This is a genomic window from Chryseobacterium sp. PTM-20240506, assembly GCF_048296755.1.
GTDB lineage: Bacteria > Bacteroidota > Bacteroidia > Flavobacteriales > Weeksellaceae > Chryseobacterium > Chryseobacterium proteolyticum.
The window spans coordinates 1767723-1785577 of the sequence record NZ_CP182581.1 but is presented as its reverse complement, the minus strand read 5'-3'; the positions used below and the strand labels follow the sequence as shown (position 1 = coordinate 1785577).

13 protein-coding genes are annotated in these 17855 nt (G+C 36.8%); 5 read left to right on the top strand and 8 right to left on the bottom strand.

What is annotated here, in order from left to right:
• Window positions 1–230: 230 nt before the first annotated feature.
• Window positions 231–701, bottom strand: a complete 471-nt coding sequence (locus tag ACNFU2_RS07765) for an Lrp/AsnC family transcriptional regulator (RefSeq protein ID WP_172279344.1) — start codon at window positions 699–701, stop codon at window positions 231–233.
• Window positions 702–843: 142 nt separating this feature from the next.
• Here ACNFU2_RS07765 and ACNFU2_RS07760 point away from each other — a divergent pair, with 142 nt between their 5' ends.
• Together ACNFU2_RS07760 and ACNFU2_RS07755 are read left to right on the top strand one after the other, a co-directional pair.
• Complete coding sequence (locus ACNFU2_RS07760; RefSeq protein ID WP_418124534.1) at window positions 844–2232, top strand: MFS transporter; 1389 nt, start codon at window positions 844–846, stop codon at window positions 2230–2232.
• Window positions 2233–2273: 41 nt separating this feature from the next.
• Complete coding sequence (locus tag ACNFU2_RS07755) at window positions 2274–2858, top strand: TIGR00730 family Rossman fold protein (protein WP_418124532.1); 585 nt, start codon at window positions 2274–2276, stop codon at window positions 2856–2858.
• Here the strand turns inward: ACNFU2_RS07755 and ACNFU2_RS07750 are convergent, their stop codons facing one another.
• Window positions 2859–3641, bottom strand: coding sequence for a helix-turn-helix domain-containing protein (locus ACNFU2_RS07750; protein ID WP_418124530.1), 783 nt, complete (start codon window positions 3639–3641; stop codon window positions 2859–2861).
• Window positions 3642–3722: 81 nt separating this feature from the next.
• Here ACNFU2_RS07750 and ACNFU2_RS07745 point away from each other — a divergent pair, with 81 nt between their 5' ends.
• A complete protein-coding gene (locus tag ACNFU2_RS07745; protein WP_418124529.1) occupies window positions 3723–4925 on the top strand; it encodes a CynX/NimT family MFS transporter in 1203 nt (400 codons plus the stop codon).
• A gap of 86 nt (window positions 4926–5011) precedes the next feature.
• Here the strand turns inward: ACNFU2_RS07745 and ACNFU2_RS07740 are convergent, their stop codons facing one another.
• Window positions 5012–5647 carry an alpha/beta hydrolase gene (locus ACNFU2_RS07740; protein ID WP_418124527.1) on the bottom strand — a complete coding sequence of 212 codons (636 nt, stop codon included), beginning with the start codon at window positions 5645–5647 and terminating at the stop codon, window positions 5012–5014.
• Window positions 5648–5862: 215 nt separating this feature from the next.
• Between ACNFU2_RS07740 and ACNFU2_RS07735 the strand changes: the two genes are divergently transcribed.
• Window positions 5863–6423: a DUF2652 domain-containing protein gene (locus tag ACNFU2_RS07735; RefSeq protein ID WP_418124525.1), complete on the top strand. Its 561-nt coding sequence runs from the start codon at window positions 5863–5865 to the stop codon at window positions 6421–6423.
• 179 nt (window positions 6424–6602) lie between these two features.
• Here the strand turns inward: ACNFU2_RS07735 and ACNFU2_RS07730 are convergent, their stop codons facing one another.
• The 5 genes from ACNFU2_RS07730 to ACNFU2_RS07710 all read right to left on the bottom strand — a co-directional run bounded on the left by ACNFU2_RS07730 (window position 6603) and on the right by ACNFU2_RS07710 (window position 12860).
• Window positions 6603–8864 (bottom strand): glycoside hydrolase family 3 C-terminal domain-containing protein, encoded by a 2262-nt coding sequence (locus ACNFU2_RS07730; RefSeq protein ID WP_273648539.1) that lies wholly within the window; start codon window positions 8862–8864, stop codon window positions 6603–6605.
• A 263-nt stretch (window positions 8865–9127) separates the two neighbouring features.
• Entirely contained in the window at window positions 9128–9937 is an 810-nt protein-coding gene (gene metQ, locus ACNFU2_RS07725) for a methionine ABC transporter substrate-binding lipoprotein MetQ (protein WP_273648538.1), read from the bottom strand.
• Between the two features lie 216 nt (window positions 9938–10153).
• Window positions 10154–10810: a methionine ABC transporter permease MetI gene (gene metI / locus ACNFU2_RS07720; RefSeq protein ID WP_273648537.1), complete on the bottom strand. Its 657-nt coding sequence runs from the start codon at window positions 10808–10810 to the stop codon at window positions 10154–10156.
• Entirely contained in the window at window positions 10803–11831 is a 1029-nt protein-coding gene (locus ACNFU2_RS07715) for a methionine ABC transporter ATP-binding protein (protein ID WP_273648536.1), read from the bottom strand. Before ACNFU2_RS07715 ends, metI begins: the two co-directional genes overlap by 8 nt.
• A gap of 24 nt (window positions 11832–11855) precedes the next feature.
• Complete coding sequence (locus ACNFU2_RS07710; RefSeq protein ID WP_273648535.1) at window positions 11856–12860, bottom strand: EamA family transporter; 1005 nt, start codon at window positions 12858–12860, stop codon at window positions 11856–11858.
• 872 nt (window positions 12861–13732) lie between these two features.
• On the opposite strand from ACNFU2_RS07710, the gene ACNFU2_RS07705 reads away from it, so the two are divergent.
• Complete coding sequence (locus ACNFU2_RS07705; protein WP_418124522.1) at window positions 13733–17854, top strand: hypothetical protein; 4122 nt, start codon at window positions 13733–13735, stop codon at window positions 17852–17854.
• Window position 17855 lies beyond the last annotated feature (1 nt).

Below are 17855 nucleotides of genomic sequence, written 5' to 3'. Positions count from 1 at the left end.
ATGGGAAGATAAATTTGATTAAAACTTTCTTAAATTAAAATGGAAACCGTTGATTATAGTATTTTTTAAAATAGAATTTTTATGTGTAGATTTTAAAGGTGGTAAAGAATGGCTTTAATTGCGATCTGTATTTTATAAAAAATGTGTTTTTCTATACATGTACCGGTGATTGAAACCTTGTAATTTAAAACCTGACCTTCAAAAAAGGATGTCTTTGTACTTACAAAACTTTAAATGATCTGAGTGCTTTCTTTAATACTGTTCATCACAAAAATACTTTTTGTCTGCCCGATCCCTTCAATCTCCGAAAGTTTATTCACAAAAAACTCATGAAACTCATCCATATTGGGAGCCAGGATCTTCAGCATAAAATCAAAATCACCACTGATGTTATAAAACTCAACAACTTCTTTTAATTTGCAGACCTCTTCGATGAATTTTGTAGCCATCTTTTTATTATGGGCGTTCAAAGCGATCATACATATGACCATCATCCCTTTGTTGACTTTTTTCCGGTCTAAAACAGTGGTATATTCCTTAATAATTCCTGATTTTTCCATACGCTTAATCCGTTCATGGGTGGGTGTAGGACTAAGATTGATGCGTGTGGAAATATCCCTTACACTTAGTTTGGCATCTTTTTGCAGCAAACGCAGGATAGAGAGGTCTTTTTCGTCGAGGGTATATTTTTCGGGTTGCATTTGTTCTGTTTTTTTATGGTAATATTATCTTAATAGAACATTTGTCCTTTTATTTGTCTTGTATGAATATTTTGTTCCAAATTTAAAACTAAATTTTCACATACGTTCTAATAATTTTAATTTTGCAGGAAATTTGAATAGTATGGGAACAAAAAGAAATTTAATATTAATACTCGCATCGATCGGAACGTTCGTGGAGGCTTTGGATATTGCTATCATTAATCTTACCATTCCTGCTATTCAGAAACAGTTCAATATCGGAGCAGAAACTGTTCAGTGGCTTCAGACCTTGTATGTTTTATTTTTTGGAGGCTTTCTGATTATCGGAGGGAAACTGTCTGACCAGATCGGACGTAAAAAAATGTTCTTACTGGGAGCGTTAATTTTTATGCTGACATCATTGGGAGCAGGGCTTTCGACTCATTTCGAAATGCTGGCTATATTCAGGGCTTTACAGGGACTCGGAGCGGCATTTATCATGCCGTCAGCATTATCTATCGTTACTCATACTTTTACGGAAAATCAGGAAAGAAATAAAGCATTGGGTGTTTTCAGCTCTTTTGCTGCGATCGGATCTGGAAGCGGATTGTCAATAGGAGGGATCATCAGTACTTACCTAAGCTGGCATTGGGTATTCCTGATCAATGTACCTATCCTTTTGCTGACGCTTATTTTTGCTTATCAATATCTTCCGGCAGATGAAAAATCGGAAGGTACACAGAAAACAGATGCCGTTTCAGGAATATTGCTGGTTTTAGGCCTTTTAAGCCTTACCTATGGAACACACGAGCTTATTCTGATTATGGAACAGCCTTTTTTAGTCATCGGATCAATTGTGGTTGCGGTTATACTTTTAGGTTCTGTAATCTACCGTCTCAGAACCATCAAACAGCCGTTGATTGATCTTAAATTATTCCAACACAGATCACTCATGGCTTCCAATATTGCCTTTTTTACACTGGGTGCATTTTTCATTGGATTTTTATTCCTGATCTCTTTGATGCTTCAGAAAGATATGGAATACAGTGCCGCCTCCGCAGGATTGATGTTGGTTCCTTTCAGCGTTATGTCTGCGTTAGTGGCTAAATTTGTATTACCTGCGATTTCCAAAAAGCTGAATCCTGCACAAATGGGAATTTTCGGATGGTCTTTTATGCTGGCAGGAGCTTTATCTCTGTTGGGAGCTATTTATTGGGGACATCCATTAACGATTGTATTATTGGGTGCCGCATGCATATCCGGAATAGGAATGACCTTTTGCTTTACAAGTTTATCCATTCTGGGAATCCGGGATGTGGATGCATCGCATTATGGGATTGCTTCAAGCTTAACGAGCACCAACTATTTTCTGGGAGCAGGAATCGGTCTCTCATTTATGACTTTGATGGGCCAGTTGTTCCCGTCAGATCTGGCAGTTGGCAGTTTAAGTATCATTATTTTATCTCCTTATGCAGTGTGTGCACTTGGAATTCTGGTATATTTGATCATCAGGGAACATAAAGTGAAAAGAGAGCAGGTTGCCGTTTTATAAGAAGTGTTTGTACAGATAATAATTATTAAAAAAGAGAAATCATGATAAAGAGACTAACCGTATTTTGTGGATCAAGTTTTGGAAACGAATCGGTTTATGAAGAACAAGCTTATGCGCTTGGAAAGAAGCTTGCGAAAGAGCAGATAGGTTTGGTATATGGCGGTGCGATCAGCGGATTGATGGGAACAGTGGCTAACGGAGTTATGGAAAACAAAGGGGAAGCAATAGGGATACTTCCTCATTTTCTGCAGGGGAAAGAAATTGCCCACCTGGGATTAAGTGAACTCATTCTGGTAGAAACGATGCACGAACGTAAAACGAAAATGAACGAATTATCCGATGGGGTTATTGCTCTGCCGGGCGGTTATGGAACACTGGAAGAACTTTTTGAAATGATGACCTGGGCACAGCTTGGGCTGCATCAAAAGCCAATTGCTGTTCTGAATGTCAATGGGTTCTATAATGACCTGTTACAGATGTCTCAGAACATGGTTGATAAAGGTTTTTTAAAAGAAACCAATCAAAAGATGCTGATCGTAGATGACAACATTGATACCCTTTTAATGAAAATGAAGAATTACGAGGCTCCAAATGTTGAAAAATGGATCTCTAAGGATGAGGTCTGATCATAAGTTTTTGATAAAATCACTGGGCCTGTATTGCATGACAGACTGAAAACTATTGGTGTAGGCTTGCAGGCTTTTATACCCGACCTGAAAAGCAATTTCAGAAATGGTCCATTCATTGGCACTTAGTAATTCCATACTTTTGATGATGCGAAGCATCTGCTGATACTTGATCAGCGTAAGTCCTGTTTCTTTTTTAAAAATTCTTTCCAGGGACCTGAGTGACAATGAAGCAATATCGCTCAGATCTTCCATTTTAAGATCTTCGGTATAATGGGTATTCAGGTAATTGATAGCCTGCGTTAATCTTTTATCCTGAGGAAGGCTGATGTGAAGCTGAATAGAATCGGCCACAAAGTTACGAAGCTCGTTATACAATGCTTTTAGGAAAATATTTTCATCGTTGTTTTCGGTAGTATTCATCGACCATTTTTCAGCATACCTGATCATTTCTCTCAACACTGCTGGTACTGAAAATACATGAACCTGATGGTAAAAAGGATCTTCTGTATCAACATCAAAAAACATAATCATCAGCCGGATACTTTCAGAATGAGAATTGGTTTTATGCAAAGCCTGTGGTGGAATCCAGGCCGCATGGTTTTGGGGTAAAAGATACATTTTCCCTTCTACTGTAAGATATTGAAATCCGCTTTCCACATACACAAGCTGTCCTTTTTTCTCATGAATATGAAGAACATCATCATGCCGCCAGTTATCTTCAAACCAAACAAAATACGGGTTGCTGACATCATCGACATTCAATAGAGGTTTGGAAGACATCATGTCGTTTTAGATTAATATTATGGCAAATGTATGCAAAATAACATGATTAATTTTGCTGTAACAATTTTGATCCTCATTATGAAAAACGAAACAAGAAAAGAAGCATCATATATCCTATTACTGATCAATGTTTTGGTGGTTATTCTGGTATCCAGTAACCTGCGTTCACCCATTACTTCAGTAGGACCGGTACTGGACCAGATCAGCCGGTCTTTACACCTGGATAATTTTCAAAGCAGCCTGCTTACTTCCATACCTTTGCTGATGTTTGCAAGTTGTTCTGTACTCGTAAGCCGGTTTTCTCACCGGTTCAGTATCAACAGGTTTTTATTGTACGCATTGGTTATTCTGAGTTTTGGATTATTCTTAAGGGTCTTCGGGTCGGTTTGGACCCTATTTACAGGATCCGTATTTATCGGTTTAGGAATCTGTGTAGGGAATGTAATTACACCCGGTTATATCAAAAATAATTTTCCAAAACAGATCGGGTTAATGACCGGTATTTTCGCAGTGGCAATGAATCTTACTGCTGCTTTGGCTTCGGGATACAGCGTGAGCCTTGGAGAATGGACAGGGTATGGATGGCGTGGTTCCCTTGGAATATGGGTGGTGATTGCCCTTTTGGCTTTATTGGTCGTTATTTTGGAGTTATTGTTAAATAAAAACAGCGTACGACAGGCTAACAGCTCAATGGCAAAGTCTGATTTTAATATGTTCAAATCGGCTCAGGCCTGGAATATCAGTATTTTTATGGGATTACAGTCTTTGGTATACTATTCTTTAATTTCCTGGTTGCCTGCTGTTCTTAATGACTATGGAATGAATGGAAATGCTCCGGGTTGGGTATTGTTCGTCATTCAGATTTCCATGATTCCCATTACTTTTGTAGGACCGATCATTGCCAATAAGATGAAAGATCAGCGAATAATGATCCTTTTCCTTTGTGTCCTAATGTTTGCAAGTATTGTCATGTTTGCCTTGCTGAAGTCACAATGGATTTATGCGACCGCAATTTTATTGGGGCTATCAAATGGGTTATCATTTAGCTTATCGATCTTATTTTTCTCTTTACGGACAAAATCAAGTGCCAATGCCATTAAAATTTCAGGAATGGCCCAGTCTGTAGGCTATCTGATTGCTGCATTCGGGCCTGCTGTTTTTGGAAAGCTGCACGATTGGGATCCGTCGTGGAAATACTCATTTGCTTTCCTTGGAACTTCAGTCATTCTGATGTTTTTCTTCGGAATGAGGGCGGCACAGCGGAAATTTGTTGAAGGTTGAGAATTGTGAATTGTGAGTTAAGAGTTGAGAGTTGAGAGTTTTGTTGTTACTGCATATGCTGCAATCTTGTTATCCGGCAACCCGGATCAAAAATTCTTATAAATCCATTCTTTGGTAGGGTTAAGCCAAATATCTAAAGTTTTAAACAAAAATCCATGCTTCATTCCAGTGTTAAGTTCTATTTCTTTAAATGCCGCTAATTTTGAGTTTTGATATCTTTTCTCGGAAGATAAAGGGACATGGCCCTCATCAGATTTTTCCGTGATGGAAAGTATTTTACCGTACAGTTTGAAACCGGCAATTTTATTTAACGAATCATCCTTGAAGCTCGAGCCGATAATTACAAATTTCAGATCCGGATTTTTAGCATAATAAGAAACATATTGTGCAATATAGCCGCCTTGCGATGTTCCGACTATGCTTATGTTACGGGAAGAAACTCCTTTTCCATGCAGGCTGTCAATCTGAGCAATGACCTTTCGGGCATAGACTTCCGGATCGGTCTGATCAGCTCTTTTTTCTGAGATCACTACATTGTTTTTGCTTTTCAGCTTATTCAGGATCGGTGTATATTCAGCAATACCGTATTGCGGATGTTTTTCGGTCAATGAATGCCCCTCAAGAAACTTGTTATGGAGAAAGAAAATATATTGTTTTTGTTGAGCTTTTAAAAAATTTGATGTGAGAAGAAAAGCAAAAAGAATGGCTATGACTGTTTTCATGGGGTACCCTGCATTAAAAGGATAAAGATAAATATAGTTTTTGATATTGTAGTATTTTTTACCGTAAATGCAACCTTAGAGAGAATCGAACCTTGGATCCTTCAAGATACAGGGTTAAATATTACTACCCCTTGCCAATCATTATGTGGTGTATGAATAAAGTAAAATGAAACTTGTTACGTCTTTAGATACAACAGGTTTTTAAACTCAACATCATGGATGCAAATATACAAGAGGGTATTATACTGATTCCGGATTTCAATGGATTTACCGAATTTGTATTGAATACGAAATTATACACGGGAGAGTATATTGTAAGACAATTATTATCAATTCTGATCGATGTTAATAACAGGTATTTTGAAATTTCTGAAATTGAAGGGGATGCCATTTTATTTTTCAGATATGATAAAAACCCATCTTTTAAAAAAATCTCCACTATGCTTCGGAATATGCAGAATGCATTTAGCAGAAAAGTAGCTGAGCTCAATGAAGCATTAAGCATTTCCATCGATCTATCGTTAAAATTTATTGTTCATTACGGAAAGTTTTCCCAATATAAGATTGGAAATTTTAGAAAGCTGTATGGTGCACCTGTGGTGGAAGCTCATAAGCTGTTGAAAAACGATTTTGCAAAGCAACCTTCTTATGCCTTATTCAGCAATTCTTTCCTTGAAAGTACAGAGAGCAGCAGTAATTTTTATACTGACGAGGAACAAAACCTGCCTGATGTTGGAGTGATCCATTATTTTGAAGGAATAGAACAGCATATTTAATTTTTTCCTTGTAAATGCTATAGGTGTGCCCGGATTAGTCTGGGCATTTTATTTTAATATTGATTGTAATAAGTTGATGGTTTTGGAGGGTTTTATTATACAAAATCTTTGATTTTATATAAAAAGAAAACCTCCCTTTCGGGAGGTCAAAAAACACAAATGATGAAAAAAAAAATTATCTACTTTAGAGTGAATTTCACTTTAGTTTTAATGGCATCTGAAGAATTTCCAATCAAGGCTTCAAAATCTCCCGGTTCAGCTACCCAGTCATGTTTATCGGCATCGAAATAGCTTAGTGCTGTTTTGTCAATGCTAATGCTTACTTCTTTCTGCTCTCCAGGATTTAAAAATACTTTTTCAAAACCTTTGAGCTCTTTTGCCGGACGGGGAACAGAGGATTTAAGGTCACTGATGTACAATTGAATGACCTCAGCACCTGCTTTCTTCCCTGTATTTTTTACCGGTACGGTAAATGTAATTTTATCATCCTGGGATATCGTTGTTTTATCTGCTTTAGCTTTTCCAAATTCGAAAGTCGTGTAGCTTAGTCCGTGTCCGAAGCTGAATAAAGGTTTGATGTTTTTTGTATCATGCCAACGGTATCCTACAAAAATTCCTTCGTTGTAGGTAATATTGATTGGGTTCTTTTGATCTTTTCCTTTTCCTGCTGCCAACTGGTCTTTCTGACCGGGATATTCCCCTAATTGGTGCGCGGAATTGTCTTCCAGTTTCACCGGGAAGGTAAATGGCAATTTTCCTGAAGGGTTTGCGTCGCCTGCTAGGATAGAAGCAATCGAATTTCCTGCTTCAGAACCCAGATACCAGGATTGAACAATGGCAGGTACTTCTTTAATCCAAGGCATCGCTACTGCATTTCCGGAAACTAAAACAACAGCAAGATTTTTATTGGCTTTTGCCAACGCAGAGATCAGATGATCCTGGTTGTATGGAAGTCCATAGCTTTTACGGTCATTTCCTTCGCTGTCCTGGAAATCACTTTTATTTAATCCTCCAATGAAAATAACAACATCAGATTTTTTTGCCAGCTCTACAGCTTCATTGATTAGTTCGGTTTCAGAGCGGGTATCTTTCAGGTCCTGTCCGGATTTTACCCCGTTGTATTCTCCGCCGATATCTCCAACATATCCTCTTGCATACTGCACATCAACCTGCTTTCCGAATCTTTTTTTGATTCCGTCTAAGGGTAATGTTTCATATTTTACTTTTAATGATGAAGAACCACCACCAACAGTCATGATCTTAATCGCATTTTCGCCGATCACTGCTATTTTTTTAGTTTTGGTGAGATCGATTGGTAATACGTTCCCCTGGTTTTTTAATAAAACAATTCCTTCTTCACCGATTTCCTTGGCTACAGCCTGATGTTCAGCGGAAGCAATATTTCCGAAAGGTTTGTTTCGGTTCATTGTTGTTTTATAAGCCAGGTTTAAAAGTCTGCTCACTTTGTCATCCAGTTCTTTAGTTCCTACTTTTCCGGATTTAATAAGGTCCAGATAAGGTTTTGCTAAATAATAGTTATCGTATGCATTTTTTGTTCCTGCCGATAAACCGTTGGTCCAGCTTCCAAATTCAAGATCCAGTCCGTTATGAATCGCCTGTTCGGTATTGTTTACCGCACCCCAATCTGAAACGACAACTCCTTTATACTTCCATTCTCCTTTCAGGATATCATTTAAAAGGTATTGGTTCTGGCTGGCATACTGGTTTTTATACATATCATAAGCGCCCATGATCGTCCATGAATCCCCTTCAGTTACTGCTGCTTTAAAAGCCGGTAAATAAATTTCATACAGGGCTCTGTCGTCCACGGTAACATTGCTGGTATGGCGGAACATTTCCTGGTTATTTAAGGCAAAATGTTTTACACTCGTTGCAACTCCGTTCGATTGGACTCCTTGGATATAAGGAACCACCATCTTGGAAGTCAGGTAAGGGTCTTCCCCCATATATTCAAAGTTTCTTCCGTTGAGTGGAGTTCTGTAAATATTAACTCCAGGTCCGAGAAGGATATCTTTTTTTCTGTATCGCGCTTCTTCTCCTAATGCTTTACCGTAGTTCCATGACATTTTTTTATTCCATGTAGCGGATAAAGCGGTTAATGCCGGATAAGCAATAATTGAATCATTGGTCCAGCCTGCCTGATTCCATTCATCCCACATTACTTCCGGACGTACCCCATGAGGTCCGTCTGTTGTCCAGAATTCAGGAATTCCCAATCTTGGAACACCTGGTGAACTGAATTTTGATTGTGCGTGAAGCATGGCTACTTTTTCCTCCAGTGTCATTCTGGAAAGAGCATCCTTAACACGTTGTTCAACCGGTTTCGATTCATCTAAATAGATCGGGAGGGTAGTATTCTGAGCCATTGAAGAAATTGAAATAAGAGTGAATAAACTTACTATGGCAGTTTTCTTAAACATAAAACCTTTTTTTGATTCGTAACAAAAATAGGAAATTTATTTATTATCTCAAATTGAGATAATGAAAATTTTTAAGAAATAGCCAATTATACTAGGTTCTTATTCAAACGAACAAATCACAAAACTCCGTATTGTAAGGATTTTCATGGGTAATAAAAAATCATATATTTTTTTATTCGGAAAGGATAAAAGATAAAAAGTAACATCAATATAGCAATTGAAATAGTACATCATGTCAGCTGCTATATTGATAGATTAAAAAATTACCATCCTTTCACAGCACCCCCTTTAAAGATCTCTGCTGCTTTTTTCACCACTTCATCAGACTGGTAAGCTTTTAAAAAGTTTTTTACCTTTTCCTCATCTTTATTGTCATGTCTTGCAACCACTACATTTACATAAGGTGAATCTTTATCTTCTTTAAAAATCCCGGATTTTGTTTCGTCCAATCCTGCCTGTGCCGCAAAATTATTGTTGATGATTGCGATCACCACTTCTTTATCATCCAGCACTCTTGGTAATTGTGGTGCTTCGATTTCCAGGATTTTCAATTGTTTTGGATTTTCTGTAATATCGGTTACTTTAGGAAGAAGTCCTACACCTTCTTTTAGTTTTAATAAACCATTTTTCTGTAATAACAGCAATGAACGCCCTCCGTTCGTTGGGTCATTGGGAATTACAATAGTACTTCCATTCTGTAGCTGACTGATATTTCTAATCTTTTTTGAATAGGCAACAATAGGATAGACAAAGGTATTTCCTACAACGGCCAGTTTATAGCCTCTTTGTTTGGACTGTTCATTCAGGTATGGAACATGCTGAAAGGCATTGGCATCAATATCACCATTGTTCAATGCTTCATTTGGGACTACATAGTCATTAAAAGCAACCAGTTCAACTTCAAGGTTGTATTTTTCTTTAGCTACTTTTTTCGCTGTTTCAGCGATCAGTTGTTCTGGTCCTGAGGTAATTCCTACTTTGATGTAATTAGGATCATCTTTTTTAGCTGAATTACATGCATTAAATACCAGCAAACCTACTGTAAGAAGTCCTAAGATTTTTAATTTCTTCATTATATACTATTTTTATTTAAAGGCAGAATCGCGAATTGCGGAACTGCAAAATTGTTTAATTGTGGGAGTGGAGTTGTTGATCGCATTGAATTCCAACACATATTCTCTCCAACTCTTTAGTAAATTTTTAAAGCAAAACTGTTTAATTGTGGGAGTGGAGTTACTGTTGGTCCCATTGAACCCATATACGCTCCAACACAAACACGCTCCAACTCTTTATCGGTGATCAAATCTCTTTGCCAGCTTATCTCCAGAAAACTGAATGATAAAAACCAAAGTGACCAAAAGCCCCAAAACAAGGTTCATGATCACAGCATCATAGCCGATGTATCCATACTGATAACCAATTTGTCCCAATCCACCGGCACCAACAGCTCCTCCCATGGCAGAATAGCCTACTAAAGTGATCAGCGTGATGGTTGCATTATTGATCAGTGAAGGAAGCGCTTCCGGCAGCAGTACTTTTTTGATGATCTGAAGTGGAGTAGCTCCTAAAGCCCTTGCGGTTTCAATAAGTCCGTAAGGGATTTCGAGAAGACTGTTTTCAACCAATCTGGCAATAAACGGTGCCGCTCCTATGCTCAACGGAACCAAGGCAGCATTAATTCCAATAGAGGTTCCCACCAAAGCTCTTGTGAAAGGAATCATCCATACAATCAAAATAATGAATGGAATGGATCTGAAAATATTAACCAGGATGGATACAATTCTATTATAGATCTTATTTTCAAGGAGCTGTCCTTTCCTCGTAAGAAACAAAAGAATCCCTACCGGAAGACCTAAAACAAAACCAAAAAAACCGGAAACAAATGTCATATATACTGTTTCCCAAATGCCCTTTGATAAAAGGGAAATTACCGAATCACTAAGCATAGCCCTTTACTGTATTTTGAATTTTATTTTGATTAAAATAATAGATCGCCTTCTGGTTTTCTTCGGATTCTCCCTGAAGCTGCAGAAGAAGCTTCCCAAAATTGGAATCTCCCAAATATTCTACATCAGCTTTCAATAGCTTATATGGAATTTTATATTCGTCATAGATCTTTGAAAGTAGTTTTTCTACTGTAATATGTTCATTAAGCTCTATTTCCACAAGCGGAAACAGACCGTCTTTTGGCTCTTTTTGCAGCTTTTTGTTAAGCTCCTGAGGTATAGTCATGATGCCTGGGTTTATAAATTGTTTAATAACCGGATGTTCTTTATCCGAAATAATTTCCTGCAGGGTTCCTTTGGTAAGGAGTTTTCCTTTATCAATAACAGCGACGTGGTTACAAATCGACTTGATTACATCCATTTCGTGAGTAATCAATAAAATAGTAATTCCTAATCGTTGATTGATATCGCGTAATAATTGTAAGATCGACTGGGTTGTAGCGGGATCCAATGCACTTGTTGCCTCATCACAAAGCAGAAGGTACGGATCATTAGCTAATGCCCTCGCAATTGCTACTCTTTGTTTTTGTCCTCCGGAAAGGCTTTTAGGATACTCACTGGCTTTTTCTTCAAGCCCTACAATTTTCAAAAGTTCGTTGACTTTATTTTGAATTTCTGACCGGTTCACATGATCCAGTTCCAGTGGCAGCGCTACATTTTCAAAAACAGTCCTTGAAGAAAGCAGATTGAAATGCTGGAATATCATTCCTATTTTTTTCCGCTCTTTAGCCAGTTCTTTAGATTTTAGCTGAACGAAATCTTTTCCATTGATAATAATCTGTCCCTGGTCGGGCCTTTCCAACAGATTAACAGTTCGTATTAATGTACTTTTTCCGGCTCCTGAAAATCCGATGATTCCGACAATGTCTCCCTGCTCAATACTGAGACTGACATCATCCAGCGCCTTAAAGGCCTGTTTCTTCTTGTGAAAGGTTTTTGAAATGTTCTTGATCTCTATCATTATAGTTTTAATTACTTTGAAATTTTATATGGGCTGATACGGCCTGTTGTTCCTTTTTGCAAATCGCAACACCCTCCTGATCTTTACTTTTGATCGTTTTGAAAGCTTGAAATACTTGGTGATATTGGTAAGCAGGACGCCGGCTAATATAATGGTCAGTCCAAACAGCTGGTTTCCGTTGATGGTCTGATTAGCGATAATCCATCCGGCCAATACCGTTACAATTGGGTTAATATAAGTATGCGTACTTACCAGAGCCGCAGGTTTTACGGATAATAACCAGATATACGAAAGATAAGCGATGATTGATCCGAAGAAAATCAGAAATAAAACTCCCAACCAAGCCGATAACGGAATTGTTGTTAAGGAAAAATTATTCCATTCATTTCTGAAAAATGCAATAACAAAGGAAGCTACTCCTGCGATAATAAGCTGCTGGGCAATATTCATAAAAGTAGACTGACTGGCAGGATTCTTTTTTGAATATAACGATCCTAGAACCCATGCAACCGAACTTAATGCAAGTACAACAAATGCCGTAACCCGAACAGAATCACTGACGGCAGCATGATGAACATTAGCGCTAACACTTCCTTTTAAAAATAAAATCAGTCCGATGAAGCCTATAATAAGTCCAATAGGTATAAACTTATCTGAAAAATAATATTTCCAGTTTTTTTTATCGATAGCAATAAACCAAAACGGTCCCGTTGCTATCGTGATGGCTGCTTCAGAAGCCGTCACATATTGTTCACCCCAGGCCACAAGCCCTGTTCCACCGGTAAGGATGAGAATTCCGGTAATACCGTTTTTTTTCCAGTTACCCAAAGAATTGGCTTTTTCTCCTTTGGCCGACAAATAGCCCAGTATAAGTATTCCGGCAACCAAAAATCTGAAACCTGAAAGGATAAAGGGAGGAAACCCCTGTAATCCGAAAGAAATAGCCAAAAATGTAATCCCCCAGATTACATAAATATTGGTAAATGCTATTGGGATCAACCAATTATTTTTAGAGCTAGTTGTACTCATTGTATGTTTTTTTAATGTTGTTCATGTAAATAAAAAAGGCCTTACAATGTGGTAAGGCCTTATAAAATATGTCATAATAAAAGTAAGGTCAACCACGGCAATGTCGGAACATAGGCATACTGCACTGCATCATCACAGAAGTGATGGCTTGTTTATTTAGCGAATAGGTATGTTTAAATTCCGGTTTCATTTTTTTATTTCCTGAATACGTTTGCAAATATAGAACATAAATTTTTAAAAGTCTACTGAAAAAGTAGACTTTTTATAAAATTAATTTGCTTTAATGTGTATATGTTTGGTTTTTAATTATTTATATGCGTGTTTTAAATTGGGTATACCTGAAATTATTATAAAAACTACCTCAAATCACTTACGAATAGTTAAACAAAATTTTAATACGTCGAGTTTTGGCGTCCTCGGTGAATAGCTTTGCTTTAGAATCAAAGAATAATAAAAATTAAAAGCTATTATTGATTTTTAATGAAAACTTTTAAGAATAAAAAATAATAAAAAACACGTCAGTTTTTGTCGTTACAGCCTGATAGATTTGTAAAAGTTTAAACATTATAAAATCAATAATCAATTGCTGATTGAAATTGATCTGCAGATCTTTTATTCACCTTCAACAAAGCAATACATCCACTAATCACTAAAATTATTATTAATCATGAATACTCTAATGACTTTCCATATTTTTTTGCCCTCATCTTAGAACTGAATAATTGACCGGCTTATAGATCACTTCATTGTAAATGGCGCCTTACAATAAGGATTTAACGGTATTTAGCGTTCAATGAATTCTTGTGATTCAACTTTTGAGAAGTTGTTTCAAACTTAACCTATAAAATAATATCTAATTAAAAACTTATAATATGCCATCATTAGCCTATTTTACATCCCCAGCTCCTGTCCAGACACCTGGACAGTCGTATGGTGCCTCTGGTCCGGATAAGTTTAAAGTCAGCAGTCCCTTTACAGCTACCGGAGATCAGAATGTGTATGCCGTATTGAAGGGAACGATTTTATTACAACAACAAACCGATATCAATAAGGTTAACCTTATATTGCGTCCCCACGATCAAAAAGATACCAAGCTGCCTGTTAAATATATTATTTACAGGGGTTTAAAAACTTCAGAATTTTTAGACAGTACAAATATTTCTGATACTGCTAATAAAGTAAAAACATCTGGTAGTGAATTGCTAACAAAAATGCAGGCCATCCAGGCTCAAAGAGCTGCAGGCACCGCAATCCCGGTAGAAGCATTATTTGGAAATGAGCTCGCTCCAGCATCGACAAAGAATATTGATGAATTCTTCTTTAAAAATCTGGCCCCTTCTTCTCAGCTTTTTACTATTGATTGCGGAACAGACCTCGGTAAATTTACAGATAACGTGAGTATAGAAATTGTTCTTGAGAATCCTGAATTTTTTGTAACAGTAGAACTTGCAAAAAGAGGAAATCACGAATTAGACGTAACCTCTATTTCTGATCCGGTACAAAAAAAATGGATCAAGGATCTGGCGAGGCATTTTGTTGATCCTGCCGCTTTTTACGGATTCCATCACAATATTGATGGCGGAATAGAATATAGATCAAATACTAATGCAAAGTTAGTAGCCAATACGCCAGCTTTAGTTTTTCAAAATATTGTACAGAAATTCTCTACTAAAAATAAAGTATATCTCGATATAAGAAATGAAAACGGATATTCTTATAATTACTACAATAATTATAAAGGAACTGGAACCGATGCTTTTAAGAATATTAAGATTGGACAGTCTGCTGCTTCCATGACCAATAAGGAATATTATACGGATGGTTGGGCGGTCCATATGGTAGCTGTCACTCCCGGAACAACAGCTGAAAATGATGTTTTTCTGGCTTTAAGAGTTAATGATAATGAAAAACCGTTGCTTGCGGGTTGGAATATTCCTCTTACTCCTAATGTGGTAGTAAACCCACCTTTAGGTAATACGACTACTAATAGGGTTTATTTTGCGGACGAAACCAACTTACTGGCTGCTTCTGCTTCCGAATTTACCAATACTGTGTCTTTTAAGATCCCTAATGTGCCTGGTTCTACCGCTGAGCAGATGGCAACGATCATAAAACTAGACTACATTAAACAGATAAGGATAAACGACGGAGTGGATGCTTTTCCTCAACAAAATTCCACCGATTATTTGTTTGGTCCTATCAATATAAGTATTCCCTGGAATAGCCAGGATGGTGTACAATGGATAGGAAGCGATCACTATAAGTATTTTGATGGTTTGAACCAGGGATTTATTTCCGGAACAATGGAAGAAACCATCAGCGCTCTCGACATTTCTTTGAAAACTATTACCATCAATAAAAAAATAGATGCTCAGATTACCAATAAAGTAAACATTGTAAATACTGCAAATACGCAGAATGTGGGAGAATACAGTGTAATTAAAGTGGAGAACCCGACGTTGACAAGTACAAAAATTACAGTCCTTGAAAGCTTTCCATCATCTTTACAGACAGGAGATAAATTAGCATTTGCTATCGAAGCAGCCGTAATCTTTGATTATCAGAATAAAAAAGTTATTGCAAAAAATATCAACCTTTCCAATGTTTCAGCTTTTGGAGCTGGGAAAAAAGTAAAGTTGATGGTTAAAAAATCGGTTGAAACAATTCAAACTATTGTAAGCTCTTCTTTAATCAGTGGAAATACAGAGATTGTTTTAAATAATTTTGATAAACAAGGTTTTGGAAGTGTTATGCTTACAGGAATGGCTGTAGAAACCGATCTTGCTACCGGGCCTAATCCTCCGGATAACGATAATGTATTGTTTTATGCAGTTCCGCAATATTATTTTAAAAATACAGGAGGCAAAAATAATAATGCATTTAACTTCAAGGGAGCAACCAGCAAAAATGAGTCTTTTATTAAAGCCATTCAGAAATTTTCTTCAGACTTTCAGATTGAAAAATATAGCCTGCAACCAACTGCTGGAAATTTTATTGCTACACTAGCTTATAATTCAGCGACAAATGTGCGGGAAAATATTCTCATTTTGGGTCTTAAAAAATCAGAATTTGAAGATCTGAAAACTGCGGCAGCTACACAATTATCTCCCTACCATATTCAGACTTTAAAATTAAAACCTCAGGGAAACCGGCTGAGAGATCAGGATTATGAAGCTTATTATAAATATAATGTTGTAGTAGCGGGTCTTAATAATGCTGGTAATTACGCTGAAACAACAACATTTAAAGAGATTTATTCAAGAGATGGTATGATTTTTACTTCTCCGGAATATGCAAAAAGTGAAACTATTTCAGAACAAAAGGCAAATGAAGCCCTAGATCTGTTTTTAAATCAAAATGATATTTCAAAGCTAAAAAACTATACCTATGAAGAAATGAATATGTTACATAAAAGCTCACAGGTATTTACTATTAATAAAGGATTGTTGGCGAAAAATACAGAATTGACAGGATTAATTTCAGAATTGCGGACTGAACTTAATTTGGTAGCTGAAAATGCAGACGATATTTCTACATTGCTAAAACAAAAAGGAACGGAACTCTACGTCCTTGCCAAGCAAAAAATTAGCGAAGTCAATAAACCCTACACCAATAAGGATGGGATTTTATACCTGGTAAGACTGAAAATGCAGGTTATTATCAAAAATCATCCAAAGATTATTACTAATTTATCATCACAGATAAAAACTTTTGTTGGGCATTTTGAAAAGACCAGTAGAGGGTTACAAGGAGATTCAAAAGCGAATTTTTCCGCATATCCTCAGAATCTGAAAAGAGTATTAATCTCAGGATTCGACCCATTTAATCTAGGGATAGGAAACTATGGTATAGATAAGGATGGAGATCTTTCTAATACGAGTGGGAATATTGCTTTAGCACTAGACGGGAAAGAACTGAAGTCCGGTACTACAGTTAAAGGAATAATCAGATCCGGTATTTTTCCTGTTCGTTGGGAAGACTTTGATAGTAACATTGTTGAGGATTTTTTTGAAAGTTATATCGATTTACCGGATAACGATCCTAATAAACCTCATATGATTATAACAATAAGCTACGGTATTCATTATGATAAGAATATGCCTCATGATTATCATCTTGAAAGATTTGCCTGTAATTGGAGAAGCAATGGTGGAGATAATAATAATTCATCGAAATATTTTTCAACCAATTCTTTCCAGGAAACGACAAGATCAAATTTAGATAATGCGTCTTACATTGTTAATTTACCAAAAGTTCCTCCTGCACCGGGAAGCACAGATGAACGGGATTGGACATTTATCGAATCTACATTACCTTTTGATAAGCTGGAAGTAGGGACTACAGGCAAGATTAAGGTAACGAATTACGATGCTGTGGTAAATCATGGCGGAGCGAAGCTTGCTGGTTCACAAACGGTGAATGGAACAAAATATAATTTTTATTACGGTTTTCTGGAGTGGGAAGTTTTTGGAAAAAATGCTTCAGGTACAGAAGTGAATATTACCGATCAGCTGACAATGGGCATGCCTGCAGGATTATTCCCTCCATTTACACAGCCTACCACTGGTACTATTACTACTTCAAATGGGCAAAAACTTTTTGTTGTAAAAGAAACCCAGAAGTTAGATCTTGACAAGCCATTCTACTATCAGGGGCTTCTTGGCTGCGATAATGTTGAAACAAAATACTTTAAACAATCTAGTTCGAGTTATATTCCTCATCCAACATGGACAAATTATAAACAAAATAACTTAGATTTACTTTATAATGATATAAGAATAGAAGGAAGGGATGGATCAGGCGGAACTTATATGTCCAACGAGATTTTTTATAGGGTTGCTTATTTAAGAAAAAAACATAACAGTAGTATAAAAACGGGACATATTCATATTGGTTTTCTGAAAGATGATCCAAGATGGCTTACTGCAAATCAGAGAAATTTAATGTTAGCCGATATTGAAGAAATGATTAAAAAGTTTAATGATATTATATAAA